The sequence below is a fragment of the Halobacteriovorax sp. ZH5_bin.2 genome (assembly GCF_043196375.1).
Lineage (GTDB): Bacteria > Bdellovibrionota > Bacteriovoracia > Bacteriovoracales > Bacteriovoracaceae > Halobacteriovorax_A.
Genome location: NZ_JBEBMJ010000002.1, coordinates 536,840 through 552,161 on the forward strand (window position 1 = coordinate 536,840; position 15,322 = coordinate 552,161).

General features: G+C 37.3%; 15 protein-coding genes. 5 read left to right on the top strand and 10 right to left on the bottom strand.

All coding sequences use genetic code 11. From position 1 onward, the window contains the following. The 6 genes from ABMA76_RS07700 to ABMA76_RS07725 form a co-directional block, all read right to left on the bottom strand. Positions 1 to 1,344, bottom strand: coding sequence for a Na(+)-translocating NADH-quinone reductase subunit A (locus ABMA76_RS07700; protein ID WP_393061311.1), 1,344 nt, complete (start codon positions 1,342 to 1,344; stop codon positions 1 to 3). A gap of 160 nt (positions 1,345 to 1,504) precedes the next feature. After that, positions 1,505 to 1,975 carry a YchJ family protein gene (locus ABMA76_RS07705; protein ID WP_392907390.1) on the bottom strand — a complete coding sequence of 157 codons (471 nt, stop codon included), beginning with the start codon at positions 1,973 to 1,975 and terminating at the stop codon, positions 1,505 to 1,507. Between the two features lie 12 nt (positions 1,976 to 1,987). Further along, complete coding sequence (locus tag ABMA76_RS07710; protein ID WP_392907388.1) at positions 1,988 to 2,650, bottom strand: class I SAM-dependent methyltransferase; 663 nt, start codon at positions 2,648 to 2,650, stop codon at positions 1,988 to 1,990. Beyond that, positions 2,647 to 3,957 carry an MATE family efflux transporter gene (locus ABMA76_RS07715; RefSeq protein WP_393061313.1) on the bottom strand — a complete coding sequence of 437 codons (1,311 nt, stop codon included), beginning with the start codon at positions 3,955 to 3,957 and terminating at the stop codon, positions 2,647 to 2,649. Before ABMA76_RS07715 ends, ABMA76_RS07710 begins: the two co-directional genes overlap by 4 nt. A gap of 20 nt (positions 3,958 to 3,977) precedes the next feature. Then, a complete protein-coding gene (locus ABMA76_RS07720) occupies positions 3,978 to 4,331 on the bottom strand; it encodes a SirB2 family protein (protein WP_392907382.1) in 354 nt (117 codons plus the stop codon). After that, positions 4,328 to 4,831, bottom strand: coding sequence for a potassium channel family protein (locus ABMA76_RS07725; RefSeq protein WP_392907379.1), 504 nt, complete (start codon positions 4,829 to 4,831; stop codon positions 4,328 to 4,330). Before ABMA76_RS07725 ends, ABMA76_RS07720 begins: the two co-directional genes overlap by 4 nt. Positions 4,832 to 4,877: 46 nt before the next feature. Here ABMA76_RS07725 and ABMA76_RS07730 point away from each other — a divergent pair, with 46 nt between their 5' ends. From ABMA76_RS07730 to ABMA76_RS07740, 3 genes are read left to right on the top strand one after another with little or no spacing between them, the layout of a single operon-like run. Further along, entirely contained in the window at positions 4,878 to 5,618 is a 741-nt protein-coding gene (locus ABMA76_RS07730; protein WP_392907376.1) for a hypothetical protein, read from the top strand. 29 nt (positions 5,619 to 5,647) lie between these two features. Then, positions 5,648 to 6,811 (top strand): DUF4056 domain-containing protein, encoded by a 1,164-nt coding sequence (locus ABMA76_RS07735; protein WP_392957656.1) that lies wholly within the window; start codon positions 5,648 to 5,650, stop codon positions 6,809 to 6,811. Between the two features lie 26 nt (positions 6,812 to 6,837). Further along, on the top strand, positions 6,838 to 7,332 hold the full coding sequence (locus ABMA76_RS07740) for an FAD-binding oxidoreductase (protein WP_392907371.1): 495 nt from the start codon (positions 6,838 to 6,840) through the stop codon (positions 7,330 to 7,332). Here ABMA76_RS07740 and ABMA76_RS07745 read toward each other — a convergent pair. Continuing rightward, positions 7,329 to 10,238 (bottom strand): helicase C-terminal domain-containing protein, encoded by a 2,910-nt coding sequence (locus ABMA76_RS07745; RefSeq protein WP_392907368.1) that lies wholly within the window; start codon positions 10,236 to 10,238, stop codon positions 7,329 to 7,331. The genes ABMA76_RS07740 and ABMA76_RS07745 overlap by 4 nt on opposite strands. Positions 10,239 to 10,368: 130 nt before the next feature. On the opposite strand from ABMA76_RS07745, the gene ABMA76_RS07750 reads away from it, so the two are divergent. Together ABMA76_RS07750 and ABMA76_RS07755 are read left to right on the top strand one after the other, a co-directional pair. After that, on the top strand, positions 10,369 to 10,764 hold the full coding sequence (locus ABMA76_RS07750; protein WP_392907365.1) for a hypothetical protein: 396 nt from the start codon (positions 10,369 to 10,371) through the stop codon (positions 10,762 to 10,764). Positions 10,765 to 10,794: 30 nt separating this feature from the next. Beyond that, positions 10,795 to 11,046: a BolA/IbaG family iron-sulfur metabolism protein gene (locus ABMA76_RS07755; RefSeq protein ID WP_392907362.1), complete on the top strand. Its 252-nt coding sequence runs from the start codon at positions 10,795 to 10,797 to the stop codon at positions 11,044 to 11,046. 7 nt (positions 11,047 to 11,053) lie between these two features. On the opposite strand, the gene ABMA76_RS07760 is transcribed toward ABMA76_RS07755, so the two are convergent. Genes ABMA76_RS07760 through ABMA76_RS07770 form a run of 3 tightly spaced genes read right to left on the bottom strand, consistent with a single transcriptional unit; the run spans position 11,054 to position 15,310 of the window. Then, complete coding sequence (locus ABMA76_RS07760) at positions 11,054 to 12,025, bottom strand: type II secretion system protein J (RefSeq protein ID WP_392907358.1); 972 nt, start codon at positions 12,023 to 12,025, stop codon at positions 11,054 to 11,056. Next, a complete protein-coding gene (locus ABMA76_RS07765) occupies positions 12,026 to 12,472 on the bottom strand; it encodes a hypothetical protein (RefSeq protein ID WP_392907355.1) in 447 nt (148 codons plus the stop codon). Continuing rightward, complete coding sequence (locus tag ABMA76_RS07770) at positions 12,473 to 15,310, bottom strand: hypothetical protein (protein ID WP_392907352.1); 2,838 nt, start codon at positions 15,308 to 15,310, stop codon at positions 12,473 to 12,475. Between the last annotated feature and the right edge of the window lie 12 nt (positions 15,311 to 15,322).

Genomic DNA, 15,322 nt, shown 5'->3' on the forward strand with positions numbered 1-15,322 from the left:
TTATCCTTCTTTCTCAATAGTAGTTAAACTTTCTCTTAGAGCTGGACCGAAATCAACTTTACCAGGACTTACGAAAGTGCAAAGCGCTAAATCTTCTTCATCTAGCTCTAAACAACCTAATTCGACTGCATAGTCATCATCTTTCGTTACAAGTGCTCTTAAAAGTTGAGTTGGTAGCATATCAAGAGGCATTACTTTTTCGTATGATCCAACTGGTACCATAGCTCTATCAGAACCGTGAGTAGCAGTAGTAAAATCGAAAATCTGCCCTGGCTTTAGCCAGTGTAGGAAAGTACGTTTAACAGAGAACTTATTAAGACCTGGCTTGTGCCATCCTAAGAACTCTCTTTCACGCCCTTCAGTAAGTAGAGAAATTTGGTTATGGAAACGTCCTAGGTAAGAAAAAGCTCCAACCATTGCACGTCCACTGAAAACAGAACCAGAAACAACTCTCACCTCACCTTGTCCAACTTTTCCAGAAGTAACCTCACCTAAGTGAGCACCTGGAACAGTTTTAACAAGAGTTGGATTTACAGATGCTGGACCTGCAATCGAGACTACTCTCTCAGTTGATAGTTCACCAGTTGCAAAAAGTTTACCAATAGCAATTACATCTTGGTAGTTGATTGACCATACAGTCTTATTTGCATTTACAGGATCAATAAAGTGAATGTGAGTTCCTGCGTTTCCTGCTGGGTGAACACCTGCGAATTCTTTTGTTTCAACTTTAGTCGTTGAAGGCGTTGGAATATTTGCACCGGCCGCTTTACAAACGAAAGTTCTTCCATCAGTCAGCTTTGAGATTACCTCAACACCGTTTACGAAATCTTCGCTTGCTTCAGCAATTACTACTGCTGGGTCAGCTGCAAGTGGATTTGTATCCATTGCTGTTACGAAAATCGAATGTGGCTCAGAAGCTAAAGCTGGCGCTTTAGAAAATGGCCTTGTTCTGAAAGTTGGCCATAGACCCGATTCAACTAGAAGTGCTTGAACATCTTCTTTTGCTAAATCTTTTACTCCCGTCCCCTTGAAGTTTTCAAATGTAACTTGCTCGTTACCTGAAACTTCAATTACTAAAGTTTCAAACGCTCTTCTTGCACCACGGTTAATTTCAATAACCTTTCCGCTGATAGGTGCTGTATAAAGAACACCTTCAACTTTTTTACAAGAAAATAACGCCTGACCTTTTTTAACTTCGTCACCCACTTGAACTAGCATTGTTGGTTTCATTCCAACATAGTCTGGTCCAGTAAGCGCGACTTTAGTCACTTGAGGTCCTACCTCAATCTTTTGTGATGGCTTCCCACTGATAGGAAGATCCAATCCTCTCTTAATGTGAATCATAGCGACAAATCCCGTTATCTTGGTTTGTTAACAATAAAATATTTATGAAATTATTAGTTTTTTAACAGAAATACATAAAGTTGTAACCCTAATTTTAACTAATCACGACACTCGTTTAAGAGACCATAATGCGTTAAAACAAAGGCTATTTAGTCGACAATTATCGACCGCAACATTTCTTGAATTTCTTACCTGAGCCGCAAGGACATGGGTCATTGCGTCCAACTTTTGCACCATCTCTCTTTACCTGCGCTACAATTGGCTCACCGTCAACGAAGAACCAGTCTCCATCAACTTTAACAAATTCAGAACGCTCATAATGCACATGGTCTTGTCCACCTAGGCCAAAAGTTGCCTTGAACTCAACCATTCCCCAGTCGTCCCTCTCTGTCCCCTCTGCAGTGTCAACGATCTCAAGACCCTTCCATTCAGATTGTGATGACCATGCCTTGATTTCATTTACATCCATATCCTCTCTATGATCTGGGTGTGTTGAATCAACGATGAAATCAATATTGCCGATTGTATAAGCAAAGTAACGTGCACTCATAAGTTGCGCTGCTGTTTGGGCCTTGGCTTCACCCTTTACAATTGCTTCACATGTCTTTGTATCAAGACCAGAATTACTCATAATAAACTCCATTTAATATCGATATAATAAGTCGGTAAAATTTGTGTTTGTTTCATCAAAATATACCTTGCTTTCCAGTAGTCGACTAGAAATAAATGTAAAATGCTCTCTTAGCATTTTCTGGTATTTTGTACGACTTCTACGAATGGCATATTCGTCTTTAAACTCAAGCTCTTCAACTTGGCGATCCAACTCTTTATCTGTTGGAACCGTTAGATAAAAATACTTTATTTTGGATGCCAGAATTGGCAAACAGTATTCTAGTTCTTCATCAGTGAGGTATTGAAAAACACTTGTACAAACACCAAGATCAAATGACTTCTTAGTGTTTTCATTCTTTCGACACCAACTAACAATATCTGTTTTTTCTAACTTAAATTTCGTTGATTCGATTTTGTTGATTTCGCGATCTTTTACAATTTTGTAAGCGTACTCACTTGGCTCTATCCCATGGGCCTTATAGGGTTTAAACTCCTCTAAAAGTGCCTCAAATAAGTGACCAAGGCCAAAGCCTAAGTCAATAATTGAGCTGATATCAATATACTCTAAACCAAATAAATTTTTAATATAGCCAACGTGTTGTTCCACATTACCTATTCCATCCATTTGATCAGCTTCCTCGTAATTGACTTCCCAATAGTCTTTTGAGAATCCCTGTGATCCTTTTTCTTTCATGTTGATTTAACCTTTAATGTCTTTCCAATTAAGTATGCATTCGAAATAAATCGGTAGATACCCACCGAGAAAATTGCCCCCCATAGAAGCAAAAAAGATTGATTTAAATAGCTTAGATAGGCCAGAGGAAGAAAGCATGTAAAGAATGCGATTACCATATGGCGCCCTAGAAAGTCGAAGCGATTTATCCCAAAGACAAGGCCATCATAAACATAGGCAATCGACACAGGAATCTGAGCAATAGCAAGGAAGTAAATAATCCCTTTTATCGTTTGATGAATACTTTCATCATAGGTAAAAAGTGAGATCAACGGGCCATTTGCAAAAGTAAAAATCAAACAAAAGATAATCCCGATAGCACCACCCATCACTAGGAGCTTGTGAAAGATATCTTTTAAATATTCATGGCCTTCATTTCTAAAAAGTGTTCCACCAATAATATTTCCAGAAGTGGCCACGCCATCAGTGAAGAAAGAAGCAAATAGCCAAAGATTTAATATAATTTGATGAGCAGCAAGTGCTTTTAAAGAAATGGAGCTAGCAACTTTAGTGGCCAAGAAAAAGCTTAATGTTAAGAAGGCAGAGCGCATGAAAACATTGATCGAGCTTTTCCCCATGTGGAATGCATCGGCCAAAATAATTTTTTGAGATAAAAAGAGATGGCGAACCTTTTCGTGAGTAAGTATAAAATAAAGACTAATAAAGAAGCCTATTGCGTTAGCAAAAATAGTAGCAGCGGCAACACTTGAAAGCCCCATATTGAGTTGATAGAGCCCAAGGTATGACAAGACGATATTTACAAAAGTGGCAACACCAATAATGCCCAAGACAATATTTACTTTTGCCATTCCTCTAAGAACAGATAAGGCCGACATGAATAATAAAATAAAAACATGTCCATAAAGTCTCGTTAAGAAGTATTCATCACATAAAGAGTATAGTTCTTTAGTTACACTTAAGAAGTCATAAACAAAGTGACGAGCTGGTACAAAAATAAGAACAAGTAAAAGTCCGATCGAAAATGCGATTAAGAATGTTACTTTGATAAGTGAGACAACATTTTCATACTCACCTTTTGCAAGCTTTTGAGAAATTGCTTGAATAGGTGCGTGTACTAAGAAATTAAACATCCAAGTGATGGATGACATAATAGAAACACCGATGGCCATAGCGGCCAGCATTTTTGTATCAAAATTTCCAACAAGAGCTGTATCGACAATTGAACTTAGTGGCTCGAGCATCGATGCAAGGATGGAAGGAATAGAAAGGGCCCAAAGGCCCTTATATGTTAACCAATTACGGTCCAAAACTTCTTCTTTAAAATTTCTTAGTATTTAGTTACTGCTGAGAAGATTGCAATAAAAATTAGTGCAAGAATTAAACCTAGACCAGCAAGACGGTTTGCTTTCATACGCTTTGCAAGAATTGGCCCAAGAGCAGAAACTGCAACCCATAGCCCAACCTTAACCTTAACCCATAGTGGCCAACCAGCACCATGACTAACACCGATACGAGCAAGAAGGCCCATACCTCCTACAAAAAGTAGGAAACTTGCAATACCAGAAGTAATTTTAAATAGCTTTCTGTTTTGCGCTTCAGTACTTACAAATTGAGGTGCAAAGGCAGCAACCATAAGGACAACCATAAACACGTGAAGTACTTTGTAAAATTCATAACTCATTTCTTTTCTCCATTTCTCTCTTCAAGACTCGTCATTCTATCATTCAATATATTTAAAGTTTTATTTAACTTAGCTAGCTCTCTTTCTAACATTAAATCTTCTCTATGTAGACTTGATTGCATCCCTTCTACATTTCTTTTTAAGACTTGTACACGTCTTCCGATGGTAAGAAATTGACGTCCAAGCATAACATTAGCAAAAATCGCAGTATATGTGGCAAATAGTCCCGTTCCAAAGATCATCAGGACAATGGCAATAACCCTTCCCCAAAGTGTAACAGGAGTAATATCTCCATAGCCAACAGTGGTTATTGTGGTAAAGGCCCACCAAATAGCATCTCCAAGCTCAACAACTTTTGGATTGGCCCCTTTTTCAAGATGTAGGAAAGCAAATGCGAAGATGACCACACCGAGATTACCTATGATTGTAATAAACCAAAAGGCAACGGTTTTGAATAAATAGATAAAGCGTTCAACAAATACGCGAAAGCCGGAGCGCAAAACTAACCTCTTCTACAAAATTTTAATTTAATATATAATATTTAATATGAGCTATTTTGGAAACAGTAATAAGGGAGAAAAGATCTTTCGCGGTGCATACAACTACTACCGCAAGGATAATCTCTATGCTGAAGAGACATTTGAAGTTTATCGCAGGCCAAAACTCCACCAGATCTACTTTGAAGGAGAAATGCTGGCACGTGTAATGACGGGAGAGCTCCTAAAAATCAATGTCGCCTACACAGTTGATAAGGAATACACTCCTGTCAAAGTTCAAATCGTTAAAAGTCTTGGAGAACAACTTTCTAAAGAAATTTTCTTATTTGATCATTCCACAAGTGAGCTTAAGTATCAATTTGAATGCGATGGTGAAGTTAATCGTGAGTCGATTACAACCTCTCCTAAATTCTATGTCACAACACCACTAAGCTGTTGTAGTATGCTCTTTCTTTGGTCGAAAAAATTTGACTCGGTTGGAAAGAACTACTACTCATTCTTTTCTTCAAATAACCAGTGGAAATATGACGGGCCAATTATCAATAATAGTATCGTTGTTGAAAGAGCTGCCCAGACATCAGAGTCAATAAAGATTGCAGGAACATCAGTTACTGCTGTTCAGTACAAGTTATTTGAAAAAACAGATTCTGAAGACAGTAAGGATATGAAAGTCGCCCCAGACTTTCTAAGTGTCTGGCTTTCTCAACACCAAACAATTCCTTATATTATAAAAGACAAGCAAGGAACGAATATTTCTATTAAATATCTCAACAACCTTGACCGAAGCTAGCGATGAATAGATTTTGGATATCAACATTTGTGTTAGTTTTGATATCTTCTTGTGCTGGAAATATTTGGGTTGAAAGTACCAAACCGGACAACAATACTATTAATAGTATCTTATCAAAAGATTACGGGGAAGATTCAAATTTAGATTTAAATCTTATACCATTTGATAAAGTTGAGTTCTCACAAAACTTTAGGCCGTGCTGTGCTTTTGGGACAGATTTTAGAGTCAAACTTTTATCCATCCCAATTCCCTTTTTCAAAGAACGAAATACTGTTGATTACCACTCACTTGGGACACACGTATACAATATTGATAACTTCTCGAAGGAAGAGATGCAATCAATTGGAAAAAGAGAACCTGAAGTTAATGGACTGATATATACAAAAAGAGCTGGCCTAATTGATACAGCACATATCAGAGATACAGCAGATATCACATTAACCCTTTTCTATAAGATTTATCCCAAATTAGGTACTGACTTTGAGATTGAATTACCCTATGAAATTGGTAAGCGAAAAATTGTTCTCAAAGCATTTGAGACTAGTAAGTTACAAGGCAAAGATAAGATTTATTTTACTTCAGCACTTGCTTCAAAGCTTGCATATGAAATGGCCATCTCTCATGAATTTGCACAATGGCATGGCTACAGAAATGTCTCAATATTTTCAGAAGAACAATCTGCTTACTCTCCAGAGGATCTTTACTCAAATATTCTTGGCGCAAAAATTGCTTCAGCTTTAATCAACGAGAAGCTTGCCTTTTCAAGTATACAATACAATTTAAATATGACTTCTTGGCTTAAGGATTCGTTAAAAGAATTACAACCTGTCGATAAAAATGAGACGCAAAGACTTCTTATGACAACCAACAAAGAGTGGTGGGATATCGATATTAGATTACCAGAAAAGTTCATGTTGAAAAAAAGAAATTATGACCTATCAATGAAGCTAGCACCACTTGAGATTCCGGCCTCCCCTCTTAAAAACCCCGTCGTACTCGAAATGAAAAGTTTTTTTAAGAATTACAATTTAGACGAGATCGCAGTCATTCAATTAGAAATTGATCCTTCCTATGAAAAAACTTTTATGCATGTTCCAAAAAATTTTTGGAATAAAAAACTCACAATTAAGGATTTGAGAAAGATCGCTCAGTACGATAAAGAATTTGACGAAAGTGACCTTAAGAATAACTAACTTCAAACAACGTATAAGATAGATATATGAAGAATTATATTTTTACATTTAACCTTTCTTTGCTCTTATTCACGACTTCCTGTGCGCAGCTTCCTACCAGCAGAAATGATATAAGTAAGAAAAGTGAAATCCATCTTTCAAAACAACTCTCGCCCTTCATATCAGATGGTTGTTCAAAGTGGCCAGACGGAACGATCTCAAAGCCAGAAGCATGGCTTAAGTGTTGTTTTGTCCACGATCAACATTACTGGCTAGGAGGCACTGAGGCCCAGCGCTTTCATGCCGACCAACAACTAAAAGCGTGTGTGAAAGAAGAGTTTACAGATTGGATGTCAATCGTCATGTATCTTGGGGTCCGAATTGGTGGAGGCCCTCAGTACCAAACATCTTACCGCTGGGGATATGGTTGGAATTATGACAGAGGTTATATCCCTCTGACTCAAGAAGAGATCGATTATGCCAAGACAGTCGCTCCAAAAGAATTTGATGATATTAGAAAGTACTTAAAACAGAAAAACTAATCTAGCGTATTCACAAAGTCCTTAGAGGCCTCTAGTGCTTCCTTAAAGTTCGTGCGATGAATTTGATAAGGCTCCATCTGCTTCGTAAGTTTGGCCATTGTCGAGTTCTTCCACTTCTTCACACGTGAGTCGATAACAACTACCGCACCTGCATCTGTTTCAGTTCTTAACAGCCTTCCAAGTTTCTGATGTAGGTTTCTTGTTCTATGGGCAAGGTAATAGTCTTCAAACTCATTTCCTATATTTGTTTCATAATACTCACGACGAAGACGAATAACCTGCTCCATTGAAAGATCTGGAATTTTATCAATAAAGACAAACCTTAAGGCATCACCAGGAACATCAATCCCCTCACCAAAAGACTCCATTCCAATAAGAATTCCGTTTCCACTCTCTTTAAACTCTTCAACAACATTGGCCCCCATTCCTTGAACAAAAACCGGAAGCTTGCCTTCAAACTTATCCAGCATATATTCCACGGCCTTCTCAAATCGAGCACGAGCAGAAAATAAGAGTAGAGTTCTACCATCAATATCTTCAATAAAAGGAGTTAGGCGATCACAAATTGTTTTCACAAAGTCCTTATCATAAAGAGATGGTGTATCATCACATAAGAATACTTTCGTACGGTTCTTATAATCATAGACAGAAGGAAGATAGAGCCCTGTTCTAAAGCGTCTTTCAGGTTCACTATAAAGATAACCTGTCGACCACTCCATACCACGACTACCTTGATCTCCGTGCTCATTTCCTAGAGTTGCAGAAGTATAAACAACTGATGAAGAAGTTTGTAAAAGTTGGTCATGCAAGATGCGCCCAGTATTAATAGGTCCGGCACTTAGTAAGAAACCTTGTTGTTCATGATACTTCATCGAAAGAGAATGAGGTTGAGACGAGCTTTCAATCTTTAATAGGACGGAAAGAGCATTCATCACATCTTCAAGCTGTCCCACAAATGCCTCAAAACGAGTCCAGGCCGTAATTTCACCTTGGCCTTGCATATCACTTACCTGCCAGCGAATCGTATAAGGGTACAACCTTTCGTGAACAGACTTTAAAAGATAGAAGATACTCTCCAGATGGTGAAAGACACTTAAACGAAGGGCCTCCTTTTCTGTAGGCATAATCATTGGAAGTTCATTCCAGAACTTATCAGTATAGCGAGGCATCTTTTTAAAGATCATCTCAAACTTCTCAGGAAGTTCGAATAAGTGATCTCTAAGCATTGAGGCCGTATCAATTGATAACATTCGAAGAGATGAAATCTCTTCTTCTTGATTCTCATCAATCATCGTATTGATTAAATAGAAAAGAGAACCTAAACCTTGTAGGTTTTGGAATTGTTTGTGAAGGCTTTCTAGATCACTTTGTGCAACTTCTGCGGAGAATGCCTTTGTTGCCTCTCCTTCAATTTTATGGGCCTCATCCACCACTACGTAAGCAGGTCTAGGAAAAGACTTAGTCCAAGAAAACATCAATGCATGATTTCCAATAATAATATCGGCTTCCTTTGCATCACGAAGTCCTCGGATATAAGTACAATTTGCGTAGAATGGACACTGCTTACTTGAACAGGCACGGTAGTCTACCGCCAAGTCTTTTTGAGCTTGCGAAAAATTTTCGAGCTTCATGCGAAGAACAAATGGTAGATCATCTTTTGAGATCATATGCTCTAGCGCACTATTTGAATTGTGATAAAAAAGAGACTCAAAATAGATATCAGAAAACTTATCTTTTAAGTCATTACTTTGAGAAAAAAGATCCTCTTCATTCTGTCTTTGGGTAAAAAGAAGCTCACAAAAGTGATTGCTTGAACCAACAAGTTGACGAATCTTTAAGTCCTTAGGAGAGACTCCTAAGAGCTTATGAAGTGCTGGAACATCTTTATTCATGGCCTGGGCCTGAAGAGTCTTTGTTCCCGTGGCCACAAGAACTTGCTTTTGTTCACTTAAAGCAAATAAAGCACTTGGAACTAAGTAGCCAAGAGTTTTCCCCGTTCCAGTAGGCGCCTGTACCATGGCGTGGATATGGTTTTTAAAAGACTGACCAACTTTAAGGGCCAAGTCTTCTTGTGACTTACGATAGCGGTAGCCATTAAATAGTGTCGAAACCTTCTCCTCATCACTGAAAATATTCTTCACATTTTGGCCATTGAAGGTCATATCAAAGTTTTGCTCATACACTTGCTTATCTTCAAGTGTTTTAGGATACGCCCATTCTAGTGCCATCTCGATGTGAGCGGCAGGATCAAAATCGATTTGTTCAGAAATATCAAATAGTTCTTCTTCATAAAGACATAAGAACCTGAAGAACCAATAGTCTTGAAGAGAGTATTTATGCATTAAAGACATCATGAAGTTGTATTTACCAGCATCTTTCTTCGTCATAAGAGATGCAACAATGACAACTTTTAATAGATCCACCGAATCCTGGAAACCTCGGTGTAATTCCTTTTCAGCTAAACCAAAGCCAACAATAAAGTTTTCAAGCTTAAGAGATGACATGTGCGGGAAAAGCAGTGATAAGAAGTAGAGAGAGTCTTGCCAACGATGCCCTTCTCTAAAGTCGAGGGTTTCGAAGTGATGATCAAGGAAGCCAGCTTCAAAGTCTGCATTATGGGCAAGAATATCATGGCCATCAAGCTCAAGAACTTCTCCGATGACATCATCAAGAAGCGGAGCACGCTTTAGCATTTTGTTATCAATACCTGTGAGCTTTTGAATGAACTTAGAAATTTCAAAACTAGGACGACACAGAGATTCATATTTATGAACGAGTTTAGTTCCTTCGAACTGAAGAAAACCAACATCAATTATTTCATCAACACTGCAATCTGCACCCGTTGTCTCAATATCAAGTAGTGCCCATTTACCTAGTGTGTTATTTTCTGTATTCATCGTATCCATGTTTGTTTATTACTCCCATAGCCCCTAGGCCTTTATTTAATTTAACATTGTTAAATCGTATTGATAATCACCTTTTTATGCCTTATTCTAGCTACATATTATTAATAATTTCATTACGTAAGGGTGCGACATGTCTTCTGCGACATTTTTTCAAATTCAATCATTTCTGATCCTATCTTTAATGATTTATGGAGTAACCCAGAGCAAAAAACGCCAAAAACACGTTAAGATTATGTCTGGGGCCATGATTTGGGATATTATCTTAATTCTACAAATTGAATTAAGCCGCAGCGCAATTGATAAAGCAATGGAAGTATTCCAGTCACAAACAGCACTTAAGATTCACCTATTCTTTGCTGTATCTAGTGTCCTGCTCTACGTTGCAATGGTTATTTCAGGGCGCATGGTTCTAAAAGGTAAAGCAGGACTTCTTAAGAAACACCGCTACCTAGGTATCACAACTCTAGCGTTTAGAATTTTAACTTTCATCACAAGCTTCTATGCAGCATCAAAAGTTGCTCTATAAGAAGGAACAAAAGCAGAAAGCGAGTTATCTATGTTATTTGAACAAGTAAAAACAATTATCGAGGAAAATATCAAAGATTCACAAGTGATGGTCTACGACCTTACTGGAGGCGGCGATCACCTTGGAATCACAATCGTTAGTGACGAATTTAAAGGCAAAATGCTTTTAGCTCAGCATAGAATGGTTATGGACATTTTAAAGCAGAAGTTAAGCGAAGATCTGCATGCTGTTCAGTTAAAAACTCTGACAATAGAGCAAGCTCAAGCACAAGGCCTTGTTTAAGAGACAACTATTCAACGACATCAAAGTTCACATCAATAAATGGTAGAGATACATCCTTGCGCTTAAAAGTAAGACTTTTAAAGCCATCACCAATAACGAACTCTTTGTACTCTCCATTTGGCCTTTTTATCCCGCGAAAGAGTTTGCCTAGCACTTGGTCATTATCCCTATAGGCCTTTAGTCGATAACGGATAATACGTGCCCTTGCAATATTGACAGAGTTAGCAAGGCCATAAACAAATGGAATATTTCGCAAGAAATCATCTTCATCATTGTAATAGTTCATACTTCTAATATCCCAATTAATGAACATATCAGATTCAATACTTTCTTTTACTAAATTCTTAGAGTTTTTAGACTTGACCCAACCAAGGTAATTATACTTTACAGGAGGGTTCGTACCTGGATTTTTACTATCTTTACGAACAGGCAGGTTTGTATACGCATAGATTAATGCATCCTTTCGCCAAATTAAATCCTGCTTATCATCCTCAAGTCCTGGCCGATAGAGCTTATTATTTAAGTTATTATTATAATTGAATCCGTGAAATTCTGTGCCGCTATTATATGCTTCGCTAGGATTTAGGATAACTTCTTTAGAGAAGAAAGGATCTTGAATAAGGAAATAAATTGATGTTGAATAAGACCCAACTCCAGAAGGAGTCTTTAATGTGATCTCTCTTTCACAATCTTTTTCGCAAGTTACATCAAAGTAGAAGTCAAAGAAGTTCTTATTATTCTCATCCTTAAATTCTAAAGACCCCAATGAAAGCTTAGCAAGTGAGAGATCTTTACTTATGACTTGTTCAAATTGACTTAAATTAATCGTTTCTAAAATCTCTTGCGTTATTTTCTTATTATCTTTCTTATATTGACTAAAAAAATGAGTAGCAGATAAGAGAACAACTCCAGCGAGCCCTGATGCAACAAGAACTTCAACAAGAGTAAAGCCTTTCTTATTTCTTAACAACTTTAACATTTATTCCCCAGAAATGATAAATTCATAATCTTTAAAACCTTTGATATAGGACCTGTGGGTAACTCTTATGACGAGCTTCAAGAGGCCTCGGTAACTCGGGTGTGGAATAAGAACATAGCCCAACCTTCCCGGACAGGACGGACACTCATCCACGGAAGTAACTAGTTTATCATTCCATGCCAGTGGAAGCTTTTCATTTAAGTCTTGTACACTTGTCATAGATAAGAAGTCGTCACTGTTTAAGTTCATTTGAAAAAGAGCACTATTTGAAGAAATTTTTCGATAAAGAGAGTGAACAATATTATACTGAACGACTTGACTTCGAGACTTCTTATTCGCTTTCCTAAACACATTCTGACCTCCAACAAAGGCATATATGAGAACACCAAGAAGTCCAGCAGTAACAACAATTTCAGCTAGAGAGAGTCCCCTATTATCTAACTTCATCTAAAGACTCCCCGTTTCAACCCAATAGGTTTGTATATTGAAACGTCGATAACGATTTGGTATCTTAGACCTTGTCACGAGTCCACCATCATCAGGTAAACCAATCTCTGGATCTACAGTAGTCCAGTTATAATTGTTTGGACCTTCAAGCACAAAATGAATTGGAGAGCATGTTCTTAGGTCGTACTGCTCTTGTCTTGAGATATTCTTATCCCAAACAGTTATACTATTATCACAATTTAAAATATCACCATTATCTCTTCTTCGAGCAAGCCATTTATATTCTCGAAGTTTTTCAATGGCCGCAGGATGCCATATATTATAGAAATCAACTCCAACATTAAGAGCTCCACTAGGTATTTCTAATTTATTTACTAGTAATGTTCCCACAAATGTTAAAGGTGTTGACCTTGCTTCGACAACCAAGTTCTTACAAGCATAGAAACCAAAGATAAAATCAACCTCACTTGGTATGATACATTTCTTAGTCACGGACTGATTTGGGATACCTCCAGCATCACCTGGAAACATATTCCCCTGATTGAAACGATATAGATCTTGCATCTCCATAACGTCAGTTAAAGTCACTCCATTACCCCCAACATCATACATCCATGAATGTAGAGTATTCTTAGTAAAAGAAATATCCCAAGAAAAATTATCATTATCAGGAATACCAGAACACTTATCTTTAAGCTCCTTACTTTCTGATAATGTTAACCCATCTTCTGGAATATAAATCTCATCACTTAACTTATCAAAAAACCCTTCTTCTGGTTTTCTTGGTGGTTCATTTGAGGAATTATCTTTTTTCAGAAGTGTCCAACCTCCAAGTTCCTTATCTTCAGCATTGGTGTACTTAACACCGCTAAACTTTCCAAACTGATCCCTTAAGAACACGATATTTATAATATTAGGATTTCCTAGCTCATTAGGTCCCGGTTTCTGAGGCTCACTTCGGCGCGCTCCTGAAATAGGGTTTGAACTATTTTCAATGGCAAAATCAAATGCTGTTATTGACAGTTTTATTTGTGAAATATTCTTATAAACATCAGTATTGAGTTGGTCTTTATTTGTAATTCCTAAGTTAAAGTTCGTGATATTTGTCGTAGATGCTGACATTTTCAAGTCAATACTAGGCTGATTTTTTAAAAAATCATCAATCTCCTTTAATGATTCATCCTTCAACTTCTTATAGTCATCTGATAGCCTTTCAATTTCACTTACACGGAAATCACAAGTGGCCTTTCTTGCAGGCTTCTTAGAATACTCGCTTGAGCAGCTTCCACTTTTATCAGTATTAAACCCTGCACTAACAAGGCTACATTCACTAGATCTCACATTTGAATTTTTTGAGTTAAGACTATTACATTTATCTTTCAAACGACGAACGATACCTTCAAATTCATTCTCTTTATAAGTATCGTCAAACTGTTCCTCTGAAACAGTTTCTTGATTTAAGACATCTTTTGATTTTATAAAGTTGATATTAGAGTTTAAGTTAATTTTGAACTGGGAATCCCTTGCAAGCAAGAGCTCTGCATACTCACCATTTGCAGGTACAGTAACATCCATTTTCATGATTGGTTTTTCAGAATTTCCAGGATCAATATAAGAAACAGTATTCTTAATATTATCTAATATCTTTATATAACCTTCTTTTTCACTTACCATGGCACTAGGATAGCCATACTCCTTAAACTCATTTGAAATAGGAAGGTCCGTTTTAGATAGTCCAACACTGAATCCACTACTCCCTTTTCTACCAAATAAGCGAGAGTCACGAGTTTCAGATAAATTCTCCTCTAGTTTTCGCCAGATATCACACTTCTTTGCAAGAGCTGTATCTGAGTAGTAAGCATTGCCAAATAAGACTGCAATCCCTTCATCTACCTCATCCTCAAAGATCACCCCTCTCTTTATCGTTTTAACCATTGGGTAAGTTGAATAAAGTTGGTCATTGACTCCACCATGACTTGGCGGTTCAAACCCCCCACTACTTCCTTTAATACTTCCTCGACCTAAGTGAATATTTGAATATAGTCCAACAGGGGCGTATGAAGAAGTCGGGATAATTAAATCATTATCGACATAGATTGGTGCATGAATATTTAATCCTTTAGCACTTTTTGAGCCGGTGTATTTCGTTATATCAAAATCTCCACCTTTAATAATTGCAAATTGATTCAAAGTACGAGGAAAAAGTCCGACTAAGCTACGAGCATAAGGCTTTTTATCGTAATCATCACATTGTGAATCCTCTTTCATCTTTGCTTCGACATAAATTTCGATATAACGATCATCCCCGGATGTATAAAGAGCACTATTCTCAGCACGATTAAGCTTAATAAGCACTTCATCCATACAGTTTCGCAAAGTATGTGAGAGTGATAAGTTGATAGGATGACTCTTACTTAGCTCTTCTAGTGACTTAATTTGTACAGTTGTTTGAACTTCATTTAAGGCAGGTTCAAATCCAATTTCTCTATTGTATTCATTTTGATATGCTTTCTTTATTGCTGTTACAGCAGTGCTAGACCAAAGAAGCCTTTCAAGATTACGTTTATTGCTAATAACCTCATGCATGTCACCAGAGCATTTTTCGCTACGTTCCCAACTCTCATCCATACACCAACGATTCTTTAGTGCATGTGAAGTATAAGAAATTAATCCTCTGGTAAAAGTATCAATTTCGGCGTTTATACGTCCATCTTTCTTCTTTTTTGAAACCACGTCGAGAACTTTATTAAGGTTCATGGTCAAGTATGCTGCCGCAACAGAAGCAAAGATGATAAATGCTAAGGTCGCGCCACCTTTTTCATTTTTTAATAATTTCATAAAATTCCGTCT

Excerpts from the sequence above, each read along its gene's own strand:
- ABMA76_RS07700 (WP_393061311.1), bottom strand. The coding sequence starts at position 1,344 with ATGATTCACATTAAGAGAGGATTGGATCTTCCTATCAGTGGGAAGCCA.
- ABMA76_RS07705 (WP_392907390.1), bottom strand. The coding sequence starts at position 1,975 with ATGAGTAATTCTGGTCTTGATACAAAGACATGTGAAGCAATTGTAAAG.
- ABMA76_RS07710 (WP_392907388.1), bottom strand. The coding sequence starts at position 2,650 with ATGAAAGAAAAAGGATCACAGGGATTCTCAAAAGACTATTGGGAAGTC.
- ABMA76_RS07720 (WP_392907382.1), bottom strand. The coding sequence starts at position 4,331 with ATGAGTTATGAATTTTACAAAGTACTTCACGTGTTTATGGTTGTCCTT.
- ABMA76_RS07730 (WP_392907376.1), top strand. The coding sequence starts at position 4,878 with ATGAGCTATTTTGGAAACAGTAATAAGGGAGAAAAGATCTTTCGCGGT.
- ABMA76_RS07740 (WP_392907371.1), top strand. The coding sequence starts at position 6,838 with ATGAAGAATTATATTTTTACATTTAACCTTTCTTTGCTCTTATTCACG.
- ABMA76_RS07745 (WP_392907368.1), bottom strand. The coding sequence starts at position 10,238 with ATGGATACGATGAATACAGAAAATAACACACTAGGTAAATGGGCACTA.
- ABMA76_RS07750 (WP_392907365.1), top strand. The coding sequence starts at position 10,369 with ATGTCTTCTGCGACATTTTTTCAAATTCAATCATTTCTGATCCTATCT.
- ABMA76_RS07755 (WP_392907362.1), top strand. The coding sequence starts at position 10,795 with ATGTTATTTGAACAAGTAAAAACAATTATCGAGGAAAATATCAAAGAT.
- ABMA76_RS07760 (WP_392907358.1), bottom strand. The coding sequence starts at position 12,025 with ATGTTAAAGTTGTTAAGAAATAAGAAAGGCTTTACTCTTGTTGAAGTT.
- ABMA76_RS07765 (WP_392907355.1), bottom strand. The coding sequence starts at position 12,472 with ATGAAGTTAGATAATAGGGGACTCTCTCTAGCTGAAATTGTTGTTACT.
- ABMA76_RS07770 (WP_392907352.1), bottom strand. The coding sequence starts at position 15,310 with ATGAAATTATTAAAAAATGAAAAAGGTGGCGCGACCTTAGCATTTATC.